Source organism: Arthrobacter sp. TMS2-4 (assembly GCF_054511075.1).
In genome coordinates this window covers 69,225-87,921 of the sequence record NZ_JBTNDI010000011.1, presented here as the reverse complement: position 1 = coordinate 87,921, position 18,697 = coordinate 69,225, and the positions used below count along the sequence as shown (strand labels likewise).

Annotated in this window: 16 protein-coding genes; 11 read left to right on the top strand and 5 right to left on the bottom strand. The window is 71.7% G+C overall.

Translation table 11 applies throughout. The features are described from left to right. Positions 1-31: 31 nt before the first annotated feature. Complete coding sequence (locus ACX80F_RS13600) at positions 32-550, bottom strand: DUF6326 family protein (RefSeq protein WP_459336941.1); 519 nt, start codon at positions 548-550, stop codon at positions 32-34. A 162-nt stretch (positions 551-712) separates the two neighbouring features. On the opposite strand from ACX80F_RS13600, the gene ACX80F_RS13595 reads away from it, so the two are divergent. Then, positions 713-1,858, top strand: coding sequence for a sensor histidine kinase (locus ACX80F_RS13595; RefSeq protein ID WP_459336940.1), 1,146 nt, complete (start codon positions 713-715; stop codon positions 1,856-1,858). Further along, positions 1,855-2,502, top strand: coding sequence for a response regulator (locus tag ACX80F_RS13590; RefSeq protein WP_459336939.1), 648 nt, complete (start codon positions 1,855-1,857; stop codon positions 2,500-2,502). Before ACX80F_RS13595 ends, ACX80F_RS13590 begins: the two co-directional genes overlap by 4 nt. A gap of 167 nt (positions 2,503-2,669) precedes the next feature. Here the strand turns inward: ACX80F_RS13590 and ACX80F_RS13585 are convergent, their stop codons facing one another. The 3 genes from ACX80F_RS13585 to purD form a co-directional block, all read right to left on the bottom strand. Next, positions 2,670-3,659 carry an SMP-30/gluconolactonase/LRE family protein gene (locus tag ACX80F_RS13585; protein ID WP_459336938.1) on the bottom strand — a complete coding sequence of 330 codons (990 nt, stop codon included), beginning with the start codon at positions 3,657-3,659 and terminating at the stop codon, positions 2,670-2,672. A gap of 240 nt (positions 3,660-3,899) precedes the next feature. Beyond that, the gene (locus ACX80F_RS13580) at positions 3,900-4,799 is read right to left on the bottom strand and encodes a phosphoribosylaminoimidazolesuccinocarboxamide synthase (protein ID WP_459336937.1); all 900 of its coding nucleotides are present in this window, start codon (positions 4,797-4,799) and stop codon (positions 3,900-3,902) included. After that, complete coding sequence (purD, locus tag ACX80F_RS13575) at positions 4,796-6,088, bottom strand: phosphoribosylamine--glycine ligase (RefSeq protein WP_459336936.1); 1,293 nt, start codon at positions 6,086-6,088, stop codon at positions 4,796-4,798. The genes ACX80F_RS13580 and purD overlap by 4 nt, the downstream gene beginning before the upstream one ends. Before the next feature lie 106 nt (positions 6,089-6,194). On the opposite strand from purD, the gene ACX80F_RS13570 reads away from it, so the two are divergent. The 9 genes from ACX80F_RS13570 (at position 6,195) to purM (ending at position 15,407) form a co-directional block, all read left to right on the top strand. After that, positions 6,195-7,865 (top strand): molybdopterin-dependent oxidoreductase, encoded by a 1,671-nt coding sequence (locus ACX80F_RS13570; RefSeq protein ID WP_459336935.1) that lies wholly within the window; start codon positions 6,195-6,197, stop codon positions 7,863-7,865. Between the two features lie 47 nt (positions 7,866-7,912). After that, entirely contained in the window at positions 7,913-8,917 is a 1,005-nt protein-coding gene (locus ACX80F_RS13565; protein ID WP_459336934.1) for an asparaginase, read from the top strand. A gap of 12 nt (positions 8,918-8,929) precedes the next feature. Beyond that, positions 8,930-9,295, top strand: a complete 366-nt coding sequence (locus ACX80F_RS13560; RefSeq protein WP_459336933.1) for a sterol carrier family protein — start codon at positions 8,930-8,932, stop codon at positions 9,293-9,295. Further along, on the top strand, positions 9,265-10,851 hold the full coding sequence (locus ACX80F_RS13555; RefSeq protein ID WP_459336932.1) for a DUF2079 domain-containing protein: 1,587 nt from the start codon (positions 9,265-9,267) through the stop codon (positions 10,849-10,851). The genes ACX80F_RS13560 and ACX80F_RS13555 overlap by 31 nt, the downstream gene beginning before the upstream one ends. A 19-nt stretch (positions 10,852-10,870) precedes the next feature. Continuing rightward, positions 10,871-11,287 (top strand): hypothetical protein, encoded by a 417-nt coding sequence (locus ACX80F_RS13550; protein ID WP_459336931.1) that lies wholly within the window; start codon positions 10,871-10,873, stop codon positions 11,285-11,287. A gap of 93 nt (positions 11,288-11,380) precedes the next feature. Beyond that, the gene (locus ACX80F_RS13545; protein ID WP_459336930.1) at positions 11,381-11,554 is read left to right on the top strand and encodes a DUF1059 domain-containing protein; all 174 of its coding nucleotides are present in this window, start codon (positions 11,381-11,383) and stop codon (positions 11,552-11,554) included. 11 nt (positions 11,555-11,565) lie between these two features. Next, positions 11,566-12,723, top strand: a complete 1,158-nt coding sequence (locus ACX80F_RS13540) for an EAL domain-containing protein (protein ID WP_459336929.1) — start codon at positions 11,566-11,568, stop codon at positions 12,721-12,723. A gap of 12 nt (positions 12,724-12,735) precedes the next feature. Continuing rightward, positions 12,736-14,295 carry an amidophosphoribosyltransferase gene (purF, locus tag ACX80F_RS13535; protein ID WP_459336928.1) on the top strand — a complete coding sequence of 520 codons (1,560 nt, stop codon included), beginning with the start codon at positions 12,736-12,738 and terminating at the stop codon, positions 14,293-14,295. Then, on the top strand, positions 14,292-15,407 hold the full coding sequence (gene purM, locus ACX80F_RS13530; RefSeq protein ID WP_459336927.1) for a phosphoribosylformylglycinamidine cyclo-ligase: 1,116 nt from the start codon (positions 14,292-14,294) through the stop codon (positions 15,405-15,407). Before purF ends, purM begins: the two co-directional genes overlap by 4 nt. A 235-nt stretch (positions 15,408-15,642) precedes the next feature. Here purM and ACX80F_RS13525 read toward each other — a convergent pair whose 3' ends face one another. Then, positions 15,643-18,675 carry an endo-1,4-beta-xylanase gene (locus ACX80F_RS13525; protein ID WP_459336926.1) on the bottom strand — a complete coding sequence of 1,011 codons (3,033 nt, stop codon included), beginning with the start codon at positions 18,673-18,675 and terminating at the stop codon, positions 15,643-15,645. Between the last annotated feature and the right edge of the window lie 22 nt (positions 18,676-18,697).

Here is an 18,697-nt window from a genome sequence, read left to right as displayed (position 1 = left end):
GCGGCTCGTTCGTGGAGCCCGGATCCACGGCCTACCTCGGCGTGCGGTGTGGCTCCTTGTCGGGGGTGGTCGGCATGGTCGCCGATGATGCCGCGCCGCGGGGCCAGGTCCAGGCGGAGCGCAGGATGAAGGCCAGGAGCAACACTTCGACTCCGATGGAGACGCCGTAGAAGGCGGCCCACTCCCAGGTCGCGCCCGCAGCGTTGAACATCGAGTACGGGATGAGGAGCGCTGCGACGACGAGGTTCGTCACGCGGCTCACCCGGGCGGGCAGCGTCATGGAGAGCACCACCATCAGGGCAGGGACCGACACGGACACGAGGAAGACGGTCAGCAGCGTCGCGCTGATGTCGAACTCCCAGACGAGGCCGTTCAGGATGCCGTCGACGACGCCGGGCTTGTAGAAGTTGAAGATGTCGACATAGACGTAGAGAAACGTGAAGCTGGTCCATGCGGCGGCGATCCTGGCCTGCACGGGCATGCGCCGGTCCTCCAGCGGGGAGCGGGACTGCGGGTCCTTCGACGCGGTGTGGGATTGAGATGTTCTCATCGGAAGCTCCATCTGCAGTGGTCGGGTGGGTGCTTCCACCTTCACGGATGCCGGCGTCGGGCACATCGGCCCGAGGGCCTGATCCGACCTGGCCGTCGGCAGGGCCGAGCTCCTGTACTTTCGGCCGATACCCCGATCACGCGCGCTGCCTAGACTGATCAGATGGCCATCACCGCACTCCACGCGCTGTGGGCCGAACCTCGACCACTGCACCCCCCGGACCCGGGGCCGAGGGACTGGGCGCTTGTTACTGCACTGCTCTGCTGGTCCGTGCTGGAAGCCGTCCTTGGTCAGGACCTGGCACCGCGCCCGCTGCTGCTCATCGCTACGCTCGCGGTCCTCGGCCCCCTGCTGTGGCGACGCACGCATCCGCTCGTCGCGGTTGTGGTGTCCTTCGGCACACTGGCGATCATCGAGACCGTCAGAGTCCTCACCGGGCTGCATGGCGCTCTGCCCTCAAGCGTCTCGGCCACCCTGGTCCTGACCTACGCCCTGTTCCGCTGGGGTTCCGGTCGGGAGGCCGCAGGTGGCCTGGGCGTGATTCTGGTGTGGCTGCCTATCACCCTCGTCGCCAACCCCGCCGGCCTGGTCGAAGCGGTCGCCGGATACGCCTTCTTCCTGTTCGCCGCAGCTCTGGGCGCCGCGATCCGCTATCGCGCGACGACCCGCATCCGCGACATCGACCAGGCCAAGGCCCGCGAACGCGAACAGCTCGCTCGGGAGCTCCACGACACCGTCGCCCACCACGTCTCGGGCATCGCCATCCAGGCCCAGGCAGGACGCGCCATCGCGGCCTCCCACCCCGAGCGCGCCGTCGAGGCCCTGGCCATCATCGAGGATGCGGCGACCCGGACCCTCACCGAGATGCGCGCCCTTGTCGGCGTGCTCCGCGGCTCACAGGACACCGAGTTCGCGCCGCAGCCGGGCGTCGCCGAGGTCGAGCAGCTCGCCACGGACGGCCGGACGCGCCCCCGCGTCACGGTGACGCTCTCCGGAGAGTTCGACGACCTCAGCCCGGCGGTCGGGGCGGCGATCTACCGCATGGCGCAGGAGTCCATCACCAACGCACGACGGCATGCCCGCCACGCGACCCGGATCACCGTCGCCGTCACCGGTGGCGCCGACCGGGTACGGCTGACCATCGACGACGACGGCTCCTCCGGCGCCGGCGGCCGCGCCCCAGCAGGCTTCGGCCTGGTGGGGATGCGGGAACGCGCGTCACTGCTCGGCGGAACCTTCGATGCAGGCCCCGCCGAGCGGGGCTGGCGCGTGGAGGCGGTCCTGCCCCGAACCGGGACGCCAGGATGAGCATCAGGGTCCTCATCGCCGACGACCAGCCCATCGTGCGCACCGGGCTGACGATGCTGCTCGACGCACAGCCCGACATCGACGTGGTCGGCGCTGCCGCTGATGGGCGCGAGGCAGTCCGTCTGGCACTCGAGCTGCGCCCCGACGTCGGCCTGTTCGACATCCGCATGCCGCTGATGGACGGCATCGAAGCCACCCGCCGTCTCGCGGGCCCCGACGTCGCCGACCCCCTGCCGATCGTGGTGATCACCACCTTCGACCTCGACGAGTATGTCCACGGAGCGCTCAAGGCCGGCGCCCGGGGGTTCCTGCTCAAGGATGCCGGACCCACCCTGCTGACCCAGGCCATCCACGCGGCCGCCGACGGAGACGCGCTGATCGCACCGAGCGTGACCGTCAGACTCCTCGCAGCGTTCGCCCACGCACAGCCCTCGGCACCGAGGCAGCCGCTGGAGCCCCTCACCACCCGGGAGGAGGAAGTCCTCGTGCCTGTAGCCCAGGGCCGCACCAACAACGAGATCGCCGGCGAGCTCTACATCACTCCGAGCACCGTCAAGGCGCACGTCGCCAGCGTCATGCGGAAACTCGGCGCCCGGAACCGCGTCGAGGTCGCCATGTGGGCCCACGAGACCGGCCGCATCTGACGCCGCAGGCTCCCGCCGTCTGGGCAACAGCCCGCACGGGCGGGCCGCTTGCCCGGGTGAGGTCGGCAGCCCCGGGGCCCATCACCAGGCATCACCCCTCACGGATGAGGCCCCACTCCGGGCGCACCGGAACGGCGGCCCGGAGAGGGGTGGCGGACCGGCGGCGGTCAGCGCGCGGAGACGGTCACCACCTCGTACCCGTCGGGATCGACGACGCCGAACTTCGCGTTGACGAGGGCCAGGGTGTTGCCGAACAGCGCCACCGTGGTCGGCACCTCGAACAGGGGGCTCGTGATGATGTCCTCGACCTCTCCGCGGGTCAGGTCCCTCGACAGATCGATCCGGCTGACCTGGTTGATCCTGTTCTGGACGGCGTACACGGTGTCCCCCTTGGCGAGGATGCCGTCCACGTTGGGGAGCGCCCCAGTGGCGATGTCCGCGCTGATCCCCGTGTGCGGGTCGACGGTGTAGATGGCCTGGTTCGCCGAATGCGCCACGATCAGCGTCCTGCCGCGGTCGACCGACGTGATGCCGTTGAGGTTGAAGCCGGGCGTCACCGCTGCTGCGGGCCCGGACAGGGCGATCGTCTCGGGTTCGCCGAGTGCCCCGTCACGGCCCACGGGGACGAAGTACAGCTCCGCACTCCGCGAATTGGTGAAGTAGGCGCCGTCCCTCGTGAGTGTGACGTCGTTGATGAAGGCATCGCCCGTAGCGAGCTGGAAGTCCGCTACGGGCGCGCCCGTGTCGGTGTCGTAGACATAGGCCTGGCCCGTCGGTCCGCCCGAGACGAACAGGAGGCCGTTCCGCACATCCGCCTCGAGGCCGACGGCGGCCCTGCCGTCGGGTGCGTCGATGAACAGTTCGGCCGTCCCCTTCCGGAGGTCGCCGCGGAAGATGTCGCCGAGGCCGAGGTCTCCCGCATAGAACGTGGAGCCCTTGCCCTTGGCGATGCCCTCGGCGGAAGAGGCACCGGGCAGCGGGATGCTGGTGTCCTGCTGCCGATGGGACGACACCGCCGCCGGGAAAGACGACGTCGGGGGTGCGGCCACGGCGCCCCCCGCCGGCAACAGGAAGGCTGTCGCAGCGAGGGCGACGGCCGCCCGGGTCGCGTGTCGGGTGGCCGGCGTGCGGCGCGGGGTGTGCTGGGTGCTGTTCACGGTGCTCCTCGAAGGGTCGGCGCCGGTCGCGACCTCGAGGATCGGCACGGCGCTGGGTCGAACAGGGCTGGACCGAACAAAGCTGTGCCTGTGGAGCCGGGGCGGATGAAGCTGGGTGGAGCCTCCACCGACCGGTCGGGCATTACTCCGGACCGACACGACAACGATCCGCACCCCGGCATCGTCCCCGGGGCGAGCCGCGGTCGCCGTCACCGTCGGGCGCCGTCGGGAGGAGGGCCGTCAGGCGAAGGTGAGGCCGGTCAGGCGCTCGTACGCCTCGATGTAGCGGGCGCGCGTACGGTCCACGACGTCGGCGGGTAGCGCCGGGGGTTCCGACTGCCGGTCCCAGCCGGAGGCGTCGGACGACAGCCAGTCCCGGACGAACTGCTTGTCGAACGAGGGCTGCGCCTGCCCGGGCGCGTACAGGGCGGCGTCCCAGAACCGGGAGGAATCCGGCGTCAGCACCTCGTCGCCGAGGGTGATGCGGCCCGTGGACGGATCGAGGCCGAACTCCACCTTCGTGTCGGCGAGGATGATGCCGCGCTCCCGGGCGATCGCCTCCGCCGCGGTGTAGATGTCCAGAGTGAGCGTCCGCAGCTGTGCCGCCGCGTCGTCGCCCACCGCCATGACGACGGCGTCGTAGGTGATGTTCTCGTCGTGCTCGCCCACCTCCGCCTTCGCCGACGGCGTGAAGAGTGCCGGCTCGAGCCGGGAGCCGTCCACGAGCCCTTCGGGCAGCGGCAGGGAGCACACGGTCCGGGACCGCCGGTACTCCAGCAGTCCGCTGCCGGTCAGGTAGCCGCGGGCGATGCACTCGATCGGGTACATGACGAGGCGGCGGCAGATCATGGCCCGACCCTCGACGGCGGCGGGCACACCGCCGGCGACGTCGGACGCGATCACGTGGTTCGGGATCCCGGCGAGCCGCTCGAACCACCAGAGGCTCAGCTGCGTGAGCACGCGCCCCTTGTCCGGGATCTCGGTGGCCAGGACGTGGTCGTAGGCGCTGATGCGGTCGCTCGCCAGCACGAGCACGACGTCGTCGCGCCCGTCCTCCGGCTCGTACAGGTCACGGACCTTGCCGGAGTAGACATGCCGCCAGCCCGGCAGGTCCGGGTGCTCGGGCGCGAAGGTGCTCATGCCGTGGCGGCCGCGACGCCCGCGACCTCGACCTCGGAGCGGGAGGCCTTGAGCGCGATGTCCGTGCGGGACTGCCCGCCTGCGAGGTCGATGCACTGCAGGCTCTCGTAGGCGGTGGCCCGCGCGTCCGCCAGTGAGTCCCCGAGCCCCACGACGGCCAGCACGCGGCCGCCCGAGCTCACCACCTTGCCGTTCCGCAGGGCGGTGCCGGCGTGCAGGACGTGCGCGCGTTCCACCTGCGCGGCCCGCTTGAGCCCGCGCACGCGCCGGCCCGTGACCGGGGCGTCGGGATAGTTCTCGGAGGCGAGCACGACGGCGACGGCGGTCTCGGGCGACCAGTTGAGCGGGTCGATCTGGTCGAGATCGCCCCGTGCGGCGGCGAGGAGCACCCCGCCGAGCGGTGTGGTGAGGCGCGCGAGGACGGCCTGCGTCTCCGGATCCCCGAACCGTGCGTTGAACTCGATGACCCGCAGTCCCCGCGCCGTGAGCGCCAGACCGACGTAGAGGACACCCGCGAAGGGTGTGCCGCGGTGCGCCATCTCGTCGATCACGGGTTGCGCCACGCGCGTGACGACCTCCTCCACGAGGCCGGCCGGCACCCACTCGAGCGGCGAGTAGGCGCCCATGCCGCCCGTGTTCGGGCCCTGATCGCCGTCGTGGATGCGCTTGAAGTCCTGGGCGGGCGCCAACGGGACCACGGTGTGCCCGTCGGAGAGGACGAACAGGGAGACCTCGGGACCGTCGAGGTACTCCTCGATGACCACGGTCCCTCCCGCCGCGAAGCACGCGGATGCGTGGGCGCGGGCTTCGGCGAGATCCTCGGTGACCACCACTCCCTTGCCCGCGGCGAGGCCGTCGTCCTTGACGACGTAGGGGGCGCCGAAGGTGCAGAGCGCCTCGTTGGCCTCCTCGTCCGTGGCGGCGACCCGGGCCATCGCGGTCGGCACGCCCGCGGCCGCCATGACCTGCTTGGCGAAGGCCTTGGAGGCCTCGAGCTGCGCGGCGGCGCGCGTGGGGCCGAAGACGGGGATGTCGGCGTCGAGCAGGGCGTCCGCGACGCCGGCGGCGAGCGGCGCCTCGGGTCCGATCACCACGAGGCTCGATTCCAGGCGGCGGGCCAGCCCGACGACGGCGGCGGGATCGCTCGCGTCGATGTCGTGCGTGGGCACGTCCGCGGCGATTCCGGCGTTGCCGGGGGCCGCATGCACCTCCCGGACGAAGGGGTCGGCCACCAGGGCCCGGACGATGGCGTGTTCGCGGCCTCCGGGGCCCAGCACAAGAACCTTCACAGTCCCCCAGCGTACTGGAGGGTCCTCCCACCCGACACCTGAAATATGCCGCGTTACGGCAGACGGTGCGACCCATACCGTCCACGGGCCTCTCCGAATACTTCCCATGAGCAACCTTCCGACGTCCCGCCGCGGTCCGACCCCGCTGGCGGCACTCGCCGGCATCATCGCCGCCGGCGTGGTGCTCGGCGTTGCCGAACTCGTAGGCGCCTTCTTCCGGGCGAGCGCCACTCCCGTCATCGCCATGGGCTCCACCTTCATCGACTTCACCCCGCCGTGGCTGAAGGACTTCGCCATCGCGACGTTCGGAACCAACGACAAGACGGCGCTGCTCGTCGGCATGGGCATCACGATCACGCTGCTGGCCGCCGTCCTCGGCATCGTGGCGTTCCGGCGGTGGGCGCTCGGCGTCGCCGGGGTGCTGGTCATGGGTGCCGTCATCCTGGCCTGCGTCCTCTCCCGGGCCGGCGCCTCCCTGCCCGACGCCCTGCCGACCGTCGTCGGCACCGCCGCCGGGCTGCTGGCGCTGCGCCTGCTGACCGCCCGACTGCGGCGTGCCGCCGTACTCCCCGCGGCCGACGACGCCGACGCAGGGGACGCCGCCGGTCCGGCAGCCGTCCGCATCGGGGATCCCGCCGGGAGCGACACCGCCCGTACCGGGTCCGTCGCGACGGCGCCGCCGAACTCCGGCGCACAGGCCTCCGGCGGAACATCGCGCCGCGGGTTCTTCGCCGCCGCGGCAGTCACCGCCGTCGTCGCAGCGGCCGCTGCCGGCGGCGGCCGGCTGCTCGCGGGGGCACGCACCAACGTCGCCGCCCTTCGCGACGGCCTCCGGTTCCCCGCTCCGGCCAGTCCTGCTCCGGCACTGCCCGCCGGCGTGCAGTCGCCCGTCCCGGGCGTGACACCCTTCGTCACCCCGAACGCCGACTTCTACCGGATCGACACGGCGCTCAGGGTCCCGCAGCTCAGCACCGACGACTGGGTGCTCCGCGTGCACGGCATGGTGGAGGAGGAGTTCGAGCTCTCGTTCCAGGACCTCCTGGACGCCGATCTGATCGAGCGCCACATCACCCTCACCTGCGTCTCCAACCCCGTGGGAGGCTACCTCGCCGGAACGGCGAAATGGCTCGGCTACCCGCTGCGTGAGGTCCTCGCGCGGGCCAGGCCCCTCGACGGTGCGGACATGGTCCTGTCCACGAGTTCGGACGGCTTCAGCGCGTCCACCCCCCTGCCCGTGCTGCAGGACGACCGCGACGCCATCCTCGCAGTCGCCATGAACGACGAGCCGCTGCCCGCGGAGCACGGCTTCCCGGTCCGCATGGTGGTCCCCGGACTGTACGGCTACGTCTCGGCGACGAAATGGGTGGTGGACCTCGAGGTCACGCGCTTCGCCGACCGCACGGCGTACTGGACCGACCGCGGCTGGTCCGAGAAGGGCCCCATCAAGACGATGGCGCGCGTGGAGGTGCCCAAGTCCTTCGCGCAGGTGGACGGCGGCACCGTGATGCTCGGCGGCGTCGCCTGGTCCCAGCAGCGGGGCATCACCGCGGTCGAGGTCTCGGTCGACGGCGGTGACTGGGAGCCCGTGGACCTCGCCGCCGAAGCCTCCGTGGACACCTGGCGCCAGTGGTCGCACGAGGTCTCCCTCGGGTCCGGACTGCACACGGTGAGGGCGCGGGCCACGGACGCCGTCGACGGCCTCCAGACCGAGGAACGAGCCGACACCGTCCCGAACGGCGCGTCCGGATGGCAGTCGGTGCAGTTCACGGTGACGTAGTGCCAGGTCCCCGGGGGACCTCGCGTTAGATAGGGGATACTGGCATCATGCCCTCCACTTTCACTACGGCTGACGCCGTGGACTTCGCCGTCCTGGAACGCAACGGTTTCATCGAGTCCCGCCACGTCGGGGCCGCCGTCGTCCTCGCCGCCGACGGCGCCGTGGTGACCGAACTCGGCGATGTCACGAGCCCGATCTTCCCGCGCTCCACGCTCAAGCCGTTCCAGGCCCTCGCCAGCATGAAGGCGGGGGTCCCGCTGCGCGGACCGCAGGTGGCCCTCGCGGCGGCCAGCCACGTGGCCAGCCGGGAGCACATGGACGTGGTGCGGACCATGCTCGACGCCGCCGGTGTCACCGAGGACCACCTGCAGTGCCCGGAGGACTGGCCGCAGGACGAGGAGGCCCGCCACGAGCTCGTCCGCAGCGGCAAGGGCAGGCAGCGCATCGCCTTCAACTGCTCCGGCAAGCACGCGGCGTTCCTGTGGGCGTGCACGGAGAACGGCTGGGACACCGACACCTACCTCGACCCCACGCACCCGTTGCAGCGCTCCGTGGCCTCCGTCATCGAGGAGTACACGGAGGAGTCCGTGGCCGCGTGGGGCGTCGACGGCTGCGGTGCGCCCGTCGCCGCCGTGTCGCTGACCGGCCTCGCCCGCGGGATCGGGAAGGTCGCGAAGGCCCCCTCCGACAAGCACGCAGACGCCCGGGCCGCGACGATCGCCACCGCGATGCTGGACTACCCCTGGGCGGTCCACGGCCACGGTATGGAGAATTCGGTGGTCATGGAGGACCTCGGCGTGCTCGCCAAGAGCGGGGCCGAGGGCGTCCTCGTCCTCGCAGCCCCGACCGGCGCCTGCCTGGCCCTGAAGGTCCTCGACGGCAACGCCCGCGCGGCGACCCTCGTGGGCCTCACACTCCTCGCGGCGTCCGGGGCGATCGACGCCGACAAGGTCGGGGCCACCCTCGAGAAGGTCGTCACCCCGATCCTGGGCGGCGGCCGCTCCGTGGGCAGCCTGCGCCTCGCCGCCCCCGTCCTGGCCCTGCTCGACTAGGAGCGGCAGCGCATGGCACGACGACGCATCACCGGTGAGGACGGCCACCGCGCCCTGGCACAGGTGGCCGAGGGCTCGGCCGGCCGGCCAGAACTCGCCATGGCAGTGCGATTCACCCTCGAGGAGCTTGCGGAGATCGCGCCCGGGAACAGCGTCGAGGTGCGGGTCCCCCCGTTCGGCGTCACGCAGTGCGTCGAGGGCCCGCGCCACACCCGCGGCACGCCGCCGAACGTGGTAGAGACCGACGCCGCCACCTGGCTCGCGCTGGTCACCGGAACCACGGCGTGGCCCGACGCCGTCGCGGCGGGTCAGGTGGCGGCCTCCGGCCAGCGCGCAGACCTCAGCGCGTGGCTGCCCCTCGTCGGGCGCCGCCCGTGACCGGTGACGCGCCGAGCGCCGACCTGACGCCGTCGAGTCCGACGCCCACCGCGGGATCGGCTCCGGGTCCGACGCCCGCCGCGTCGGCTCCGGGAGCAACGCCGGCCGCCCGGCGGCGTCGCGCCGACAGCCCGGACCCGACGCAGGAGGACCGCTCGTCCCTGCTGGGCCGCACGGGAGCGGCGCTCCGCCGGCAGCCGCCCGGCGCGTGGCTGACCGGCGTCGCGGCCACCCTCGTCTACACCCTGTTCTCCGTCACCCAGTGGAACCGGCTCGATTCCCCGTCCTGGGACCTCGGGATCTTCACGCAGCTCGCGAAGGCCTATGCGGGCCTCGACGCCCCGATCGTCCCCATCAAGGGCGAGGACTTCAACCTCCTGGGGGACCACTTCCACCCGTTGCTCGTGCTGCTGGGGCCCGCGTACGCGGTCGCGCCGTCGGGCCTGACCCTCCTGATCGTGCAGAACCTGCTCTTCGGGCTGTCCGTCGCGATCGTCACCCGTGCCGGCGTGCGGATCCTCGGGACGGCCGCCGGGATCGCCGTCGGGATCGCCTACGCGCTGTCCTGGGGCCTGCAGTCCGCCGTCGCGGCGCAGTTCCACGAGATCGCGTTCGCCGTACCGCTCCTGGCCCTCAGCCTCGAAGCGGTGCTGGCGCGGCGCGTGCTGCCCGCCGTCCTCTGGGGCGGGCTGCTCGTCTTCGTCAAGGAGGACCTCGGGCTCACCGTCATGGCCCTCGGGCTGGTCGTCGCGTGGCGGCTCCGGACGGTGGCCGGCCTGTGGCTCACCGCCTGGGGCGCGTTGTGGCTGGTCCTCTCCGTGCGCGTCATCCTGCCGGCGCTCAACACCGCCGGCCAGTACGACTACGCGGACCGGATCGACGCCGGGGCCATGATCGCGGACCCCGCCGGCGCCGTCGTCGACCTCCTCACCGGCACCGCGAAGCATGAGACCCTCCTGCTGCTCCTGCTCGCCGGGGGCATCCTGTTCCTCCGCTCGCCGCTCGGCCTGATCCTGCTGCCGACGCTGCTGTGGCGGTTCGCCGCCGGCCAGGACGAGTACTGGGGCTCCGACTGGCACTACAGCGCGGTGCTCATGCCCGTGCTCTTCCTCGGCCTGATGGACGGTGTGCACTCTCTCCGGACGAGACCGCGGCGCTGGGTGCGGTCCGCGGCGCTACTCGGCGTCCCTGCCGCCGTCACCGCCTGCCTGATCCTGCTGCCCAGCCAGAAGTTCGCCGTCCTCGCCGAACCGGACACGTACCGGCAGTCCGACCGCTGGGAGGCCGCCCATCGCATGATGGACCTCATCCCCGAGGGCTCCACGGTGGAGAGCGGCGTGGTCCTCATGGCGTACCTCGCTCCGGAGACCCGTGTGTACTGGCTCGGCAACACCAACCCCGCACCGGACTACCTCGTCGTCGATGCCGACGACTGGAGCTGGGGCGCAACCCGTCCGGCCGACGCCGAGGCCCACGCCGAGCAGCGGTTCCCGGGGACGGACTACACGCTGGTGTTCGACGAAGCCGGCTACCAGCTCGTCCGGCTGGCACGCTGACGCCCGGTAGCCTTAAACCATGACCTCCGAGCAGCAGCCGCCGCCTCCCTCCCCCGAACAGCCGGATGCACCGGCCGACGGCGCCCGTCCCGTCGTGGGCACACCGGTCGCCCGTCCCGCGGACGCCGCACCGGCTGCCCGCACCGTTGACGCCCGGCCTGCCGCTCCGGCCGTCCGCGAGGTGACCGTCCGCCGGGCGCCGAAGTTCGTGCCCTTCATGCTGCTCGGCGCGCTCCTCGGCTTCCTCGCGGCCCTGGTGCTCGCCTACACCGGCCCGGTGGACCCGACCCTCACGCGCGAATCGATCCTCGGCTTCTTCACCGTGGCCTTCGCCCTGCCCGGGGTGCTCCTCGCCGCCCTGCTGGTGCTCCTCATCGACCGCCGGAGTGTGAAGCGCGCCGAGCGGGCGCGGGCCGAGCGCACCGACGACGCCTGAGGTCCCCTGCCCGGATACTGCTTACACCGCGGCCCCGGGTGACGACAGTAGGGACCGATGGGGGGTCATCGAGCCGGAGAAGAGGACTGTGCCATGAAGGCATTCGCGTGTGGAGATGTCGTACCGGGCTGCGAGGCCCGCTGGGTCTGCAGCACCGCGGACGAGGTGCTCGCCCAGGTCGGCGCGCACGCGGCGTCGGCGCACGGCCTGACCGAGATCACGCCCGAGCTCGTCGGCGCGGTCCGCGGCAGCATCGTCACCGTCTGATCCCCCTCCCGATGGCGGCCCTGGGCCAGGCACCGGCCGCGCAGGAGGCCTCCGAGCTCGCCGCCGCGTGCCTCGGTGAGGGCATCACCTCCGCCTACCAGCCCATCATCGACACCGCCCGGGGCACGGTGGTCGGCTACGAGGCCCTCGTGCGCTTCCCCGGGTACACGGAGAAGAATCCCGAGGTGTGGTTCGCCCGTGCGCGGCGGCAGGGGTGCGCGGCGGCACTCGAGGCGGCAGCGCTCCGCAGCGCCTTCGTGCACCGGGGGGCCCTCCCGGTGAACTGCTTCCTCACCGTCAACGTCTCCCCCGCCCTGCTCTTCTCACCCCTCGTGCGGCAGGTCTGGGCCGAGCAGGGGAACCTCGCGGGCGTCGTCGTGGAACTGACCGAGCAGTCGCCCATCGAGTCCTACCTCGCCCTGGAACCCCACCTGGACACGCTGCGTGCGGCCGGCGCCCTGATCGCGGTCGACGACGCCGGGTCCGGCTACGCGGGCCTGCAGCACCTGCTCGCCCTGCGGCCCGCCATCATCAAGATGGATCGGGAGCTCGTGCGTGACATCGACACGGACGAGGCCAAGCGTGCACTGATGGAGATGATCGGGCTCTTCGCCGGCCGGGTGGACGCCTGGCTGCTCGCCGAGGGCATCGAGCGGGTCGAGGAACTCGACACCCTCGCCGCCCTCGGGGTCCCCCTCGTGCAGGGGTACCTCCTGGGCCGGCCCGCGCCGCCCTGGCAGGACCTCGATCCCGACCTCGCGCTCCGCCTGGCCGCCCGGGAGCGCGGGACCACCGCGTCGACGGTGCGCGGCGTCGTCGAACCGGCGGCGACAGCACCCTCCCCGGGCGCGGCGGCGGCCCTGTTCGCCGAGAACCCGCACCTCACCGACGTCGTCCTCCTCGACGGGCGGAGGCCGCAGGCGGTCCTCACCGAGGACGCGGCGCGCCTCGGCGTCGTCACCACCGGCCTGGTCGTCAACGTGGACACCCCGATCGACGAGGCCCTCACGCGCTCCGTCACCCGGGAGGCGGCCTCCCGCTTCGCCCCGCTGCTCGTGACGGACAACGCCGGGCGGTTCGTCGGGATCGCCCGGATGGAACGGCTGATCGGGAAGCTGGCCGGCACGCAACAGGCGCATCCGGAAGAGGGTCGGCAGTCCGTGGCGTGAGAGAATGGCGGCATGCTGCGCGGCGACGGACAACTCTCCCACGATCTTCTTCCCGGCGAAAAAGGACCCCAGGACGCCTGCGGCGTGTTCGGCGTCTGGGCCCCCGGTGAAGAGGTCGCCAAACTCGCCTACTACGGCCTGTACGCGCTGCAGCACCGCGGCCAGGAGTCGGCGGGCATCGCCACGAGCGACGGCCACCGCATCAACGTCTATAAGGACATGGGCCTCGTGTCCCAGGTCTTCGACGAGGCCACGCTCAACACCCTGACCGGCCACATCGCCGTCGGCCACTGCCGCTACTCCACGACCGGCTCCTCCCACTGGGCCAACGCGCAGCCCACCCTCGGCGCTACCGCGGCGGGCACCGTGGCCCTCGCCCACAACGGCAACCTCACCAACTCGGCCGAGCTCTACGAGATGGTCCTCGCGCGCCACGGCAAGCCGCGCGCCGGCGAGATGGCACAGGGCAACACCACGGACACCGCCCTCGTCACCGCGCTCCTCGACGGCGACGACGACCGCTCCCTCGAACAGACGGCCCTCGCCCTGCTGCCGAGCATCCGCGGCGCGTTCTGCTTCGTCTTCATGGACGAGGGGACGCTCTACGCGGCACGGGACACCTACGGCGTCCGGCCCCTCGTCCTCGGCCGCCTCGAGCGCGGGTGGGTCGTCGCCTCGGAGCAGGCCGCGCTCGCCACCGTCGGCGCGAGCTTCATCCGCGAGATCGAGCCCGGGGAGTTCATCGCGATCGACGAGGACGGCGTGCGCAGCAGCCGCTTCGGTTCCCCCACCCCCGCGGGATGCGTCTTCGAGTACGTGTACCTCGCCCGGCCCGACGCCGCGATCGCCGGGCGCTCCGTGTACGAGGCCCGCGTGGAGATGGGTCGCCAGCTCGCCCGCGAGAACACGGCAGAGGCGGACATCGTGATCCCGGTCCCCGAATCCGGGACGCCCGCCGCCGTCGGCTTCGCGGAGGAGTCCGGCATCCCGTTCGCCCACGGTTTCGTGAAGAACGCCTATGTAGGGCGCACGTTCATCCAGCCCAGCCAGACGCTGCGCCAGCTCGGCATCCGGCTCAAGCTCAACGCCCTCGAATCCGTCATCCGCGGCAAGCGCATCATCGTCGTCGACGATTCGATCGTGCGCGGCAATACGCAGCGCGCCGTCGTCCGGATGCTGCGCGAGGCCGGCGCCGCGGAGGTCCACGTCAAGATCTCCTCGCCGCCCGTGCGCTGGCCTTGCTTCTACGGCATCGACTTCGCGTCCCGTGCGGAGCTCATCGCGAACGGCGCGGCGATCGACGAGATCAGCAAGTCCGTGGGCGCCGACAGCCTCGCCTACATCTCCGAGGACGGCATGATCGACGCCACGCAGCAGCCCCGCGAGCGCCTCTGCACGGCCTGCTTCACCGGGACCTACCCCATCGAACTGCCCGTCGACGACCGCCTGGGCAAGAACCTGCTGGAGCGCCTCGATCCGGCCGACCGGTCGGGTGCCGGGGGCTGCGACCCGGGGCCGGACGCCGAATTCGAAGCCGTACTGACCGCCGACGACAAGAAGGAGCGGGTATGAGCGCCCCCAACCCCATCACCTACGCCAGCGCCGGAGTGGACGTCGAGGCGGGTGACCGCGCCGTCGAACTCATGAAGGACGCCGTCCGGGCCACGCACGGCGCGCAGGTCATCGGCGGGGTGGGCGGTTTCGCCGGGCTCTTCGATGCCTCCCGCCTCCTCACCTACACGCGGCCGCTGCTCGCGACGTCGACGGACGGCGTGGGCACCAAGGTCGCCATCGCGCAGGCCCTGGACATCCACGACACCATCGGGTTCGACCTCGTGGGCATGGTCGTGGACGACATCGTGGTGGTCGGTGCGGAGCCGCTGTTCATGACGGACTACATCGCCTGCGGGAAGGTGGTCCCCGAGCGCATCGCGGACATCGTCCGCGGTATCGCGGCCGGCTGCTCGGTGGCCGGCACCGCCCTGGTGGGTGGGGAGACGGCGGAGCACCCGGGGCTGCTCGGCGAGCACGAGTACGACGTCGCCGGAGCGGCGACCGGCGTCGTCGAGGCGGACCGCGTCCTCGGCCCCGACCGCGTCCTGGCCGGCGACGTCGTGATCGGCATGGCCTCCTCCGGCCTGCACTCCAACGGCTACTCCCTGGTCCGCCGGGTCATCGACCAGGCGGGGTGGGCGCTGGACCGGCAGGTCCCCGACTTCGGGCGGACGCTCGGCGAGGAACTGCTCGAGCCCACCCGTGTCTACGCCTCGGACTGCCTCGCCCTCGCACGGAACGACGCCGCGCAGGTGCACGGGTTCAGCCACGTCACCGGTGGCGGGCTCGCGGCGAATCTCGCCCGCGTGCTGCCCCGCGGACTGGAGGCCACCGTGGATCGCTCCACCTGGGCGGTGCCTCCGGTCTTCAGGACCGTCGCACAGCTCGGATCCGTCCCCCTGCCGGACCTCGAACGCACCCTCAACCTCGGCGTCGGGATGGTCGCGATCGTCGGAGCCTCGGGCGCCGACGCCGCCCTCGCGCAGCTGAACGCGGCCGGTGTGCCGTCCTGGGTCATGGGCAGCGTGCAGGTCGCCGGTGACGGGAGCACCGACGGACCGGACTACGTCCAGGGCGCCAAGGGCGTGGACGGCGGTTCCGTGCGGCTCCTCGGCGCGTACGCTTCCTGACCCAGGAGCCGTCGTCGCCGGCTCTGCCCATCTCCGCGGCATCGGTGCGCGTCATGCAGCACCCGCAGTCGCGCTTCCGCCCAGCGACTCGCCCGGACCGGTGGGCATCCGCGCTCATGCCCGCCGGGCAGCCCGCTCGAATGGGCAGAAGCGCGGCGCCCAGCACGCGGACCACGACGAAGCCCCCGCCCTCAGACGAGGACAGGGGCTTCGTGCGACCCGGGTGCCGGAATCGTCAGGGCTTCCCGGGCTGCTTGCGGGTCACGACGACGTCGAACGAGCTGGTCCGGGTGTTGCCGGCCTCGTCCGTGGCGGTGCACGTCACCGTGGTGGTGCCGATGACGAAGCGTGCGCCCGGCGCCGGATCGCAGTCCAGCGGGACCGCGCCGTCGAGGGTGTCGATCGCGGACGGCAGGGTGTACTTCACCTTCGCGCCGCTGGCACCGCTGGAGACCGCATGGATGTCCGACTGGCCGGCGATCCGCGGCGCCAGCACGTCGGCCGGCCGCGCCGGGAGCCTGGCCGGGTCGACGATCCCCCAGTACGCCGGGGTGACCTGCAGGTCGTCGTCGAACGGCAGCGGCTGTTCCCACGGCCGGGCCATCGGCCACGTCCGCAGCCAGGTGCGGGCATTGCTGATGCCCCAGAAGGTCACCGAATCGACGGACTCGTTGTGTTCGCGCAGCATGGCGAACAGGTCGCGGTAGTAGTACCCGACCTCGGCCGCCGCGTCCGCATCGTCCTCGAACGCCGGACTGTACGGATCCTGCGGGGCACCGCTGACATCGGCGCCCTGATTCTCCGTGGAGGCGTTCACGTCGAGTTCGGTGATGGCCTGCAGCAGGTCCGGGTTCAGGCGCTCGACGGCCACGATGGAATCCTCGAGCCACTCCACCGGCCGGGCGACGTCCACGTGCGCCTGGTGCCCCACCCCGTCGATCGGCACGTTCCGTGCCTCCAGCGCGCTGATCAGTGAGAGGTAGTCGGCGCGCTTCTCCGGCATCTCGGTGTTGTAGTCGTTGATGAACAGGGCCGCATCGGGGAAGTAGCGGTCGGCGAGGCGGAAGGCCTCGTCCACGAACCCCTCGCCGAGCACCTGGAACCACCGGCTGTCCCGCATGTCGTGCGGATTGGCGGTGTCGCCGTCGGCGATGACCTCGTTGACGACGTCCCAGGCCCAGATGGGGCTGTCGCCGTCGGGGTAGCGGGCGTCGATGTGGTCCGCGATGCCCTTGATGTGGGCTTCCAGGCGGGCCTTCAGCAGTGCCTGGTCGGCGGGGCTGTCCGTCAGGTCGCGGGTACCGTCCTTGAAGAACCACGCCGGGGTCTGCGAGTGCCACGCCAGGACGTGCCCGTAGACCTGCACATCATTGGCATCGGCGAAGTCCAACAGCTGGTCCAGCTGCGCGAAGGAGAACTGACCCTCGACCGGTTGCACGCTCTCGGGCTTGCCTGCGTTCTCGGGGGTGACGGCGTCGTAGTGCTTCCGCACGAGGTCCGCCGCCGTCCCCACGGTCTCCCGGGCGTCGATGGCCACACCGACGTGCTCGATCCCCTCCGCCCCGAGGACGTCCTTGAGCCCGGGTACATCGGTCTGGATGGGCTTCTCGCCGAAGGCCGCAAGGCTGAAGTCGTCGAGGAGGAAGTCGACGCCGACGGGCCCCTCGACGTAGATCTGGGCCTTGTCGGCTGCCGCCCCGAGGGTGTACGTACCCTTCAGCTGCGTCCAGCTGTCGGCCGTGACGGTCGCTGCGGCGCCGGCCACACCCTCGTACGCACTCGCGCCGCCGTTGTCGCGCTGCACGGACACCTTGAGGGAGGCAGGTGGCTGGCCCGGAGCGAGTTTCGCCCAGACCGACACCTCCACCGCTGATCCCACGGCCAGTCCCGCGGTGACGTCGAGTGCCGCGCCGTGCCAGGGCTGGGTGCGGTGGGTGACGAGCAGACTGCCGGTCCCGGTGCGGGTGTCGCTGCCGGGAGCGACCTGCACGCCGTCGCCCCGGGCCGTCCAGCCGTCGGTCCCGGTCTCGAACCCGCTCGTGACCCCGGTCGCCTGCCCGGCGCCGCCGGTGGGCAGGGCGAAGGTCCAGCCCTCGGCCTGCTTCTCGCTCACGACCGTCGCCACGGCCTTCACGGTGTTGGAGCGGTCGCCACCGCCGTCGTGCGCGAGCACCACGGCGCCGGGGGTGAACGCCCCACGGAGATTCGCGGTCAGTGTCGCCTCACTGAGGTCGTTGCCGTCCCAGTCGGCGATGACGTTCCCCAGGCCGAGCGGCTGCATGCCGAGCGCCGCAGCAACCTCGCCGGTGGCACCCCAGCTGCCGTTCGGCGCCCGGAAGTAGGGCACCTGCAGGGAAGGGTCCCCCGCAGCCGCACGGATGATGCGGAGGTTCTCCTTCAGGTCCGCCTCGACCTGCTCCTGCGTCCACGACCCCATGTCCGCAAAGGACGTGCCGTGGTTGCACACCGTGTGCCCTTCGGCGACGATCCGCTTCAGCAGGTCCGCCCCACCGTCCGCCTGGATGTTCTGTCCGATGACGCAGAAGGTCGCGGTGATCCCCTTGCTCGTCAGGAGGTCGAGGAGGGCGGCGGTCTCACCTGGATTGGGGCCGTCGTCGAAGGTGAGGGCGACGACGTTCCCGGTGCCGCGGGCCGCGGCGAGAGGCGTGGAGGTGGGGTTGGCGGCACCGCCCGGAACGAAGGCGGGATCCGGCGTGGGCTGCCAGGTCCCACCGTCCCCCGGCGCGACGGTGCCGGTGATCACGACGTCGTCCACGAGGTAGTCGTACGGTGCACCGAGGTCTCCTGTCCCGAGGAAGGCACGCAGCGCAGACGGGTCGGCGCCGGCAGGGGCGGTGAACGTCCCGCTCACCGTGGTCCACGCGTCGGCCGACACCGTGGTGTTGCCCACCCAGGTGTACGCGGGTTCGACGACGAAGCGTGCCGACGTCGTCGTCCCGGCAGCGGCAGCGAGCTTCACCTGCGCGGAGAAGGAGTAGGTGCCACCGGCCTGCAGGAGGTCGGCGGGCGTCTTCACGCCGTCGTAGTCGTTGGTCCTGCCCTTGACCAGCAGGGCCTTGTCACCGTCGGCGTCGACCACCGACAGGGTTGCCCCGCCGTTCTGGACCAGCGGCCCGAAGGCGCCGTCCTCGAAGTCCTCGGTGAGGAGCACCGCGGGCTCCTCTGCGTTCGCCGGCAGCGCCAATGCACCGGCCCCGGCCACCAGGCCGAAGGCCGTGGCGCCCGCGATCAGACAACGTCGTCTCATGGTTGTTCCTGTTCTGTCGTCG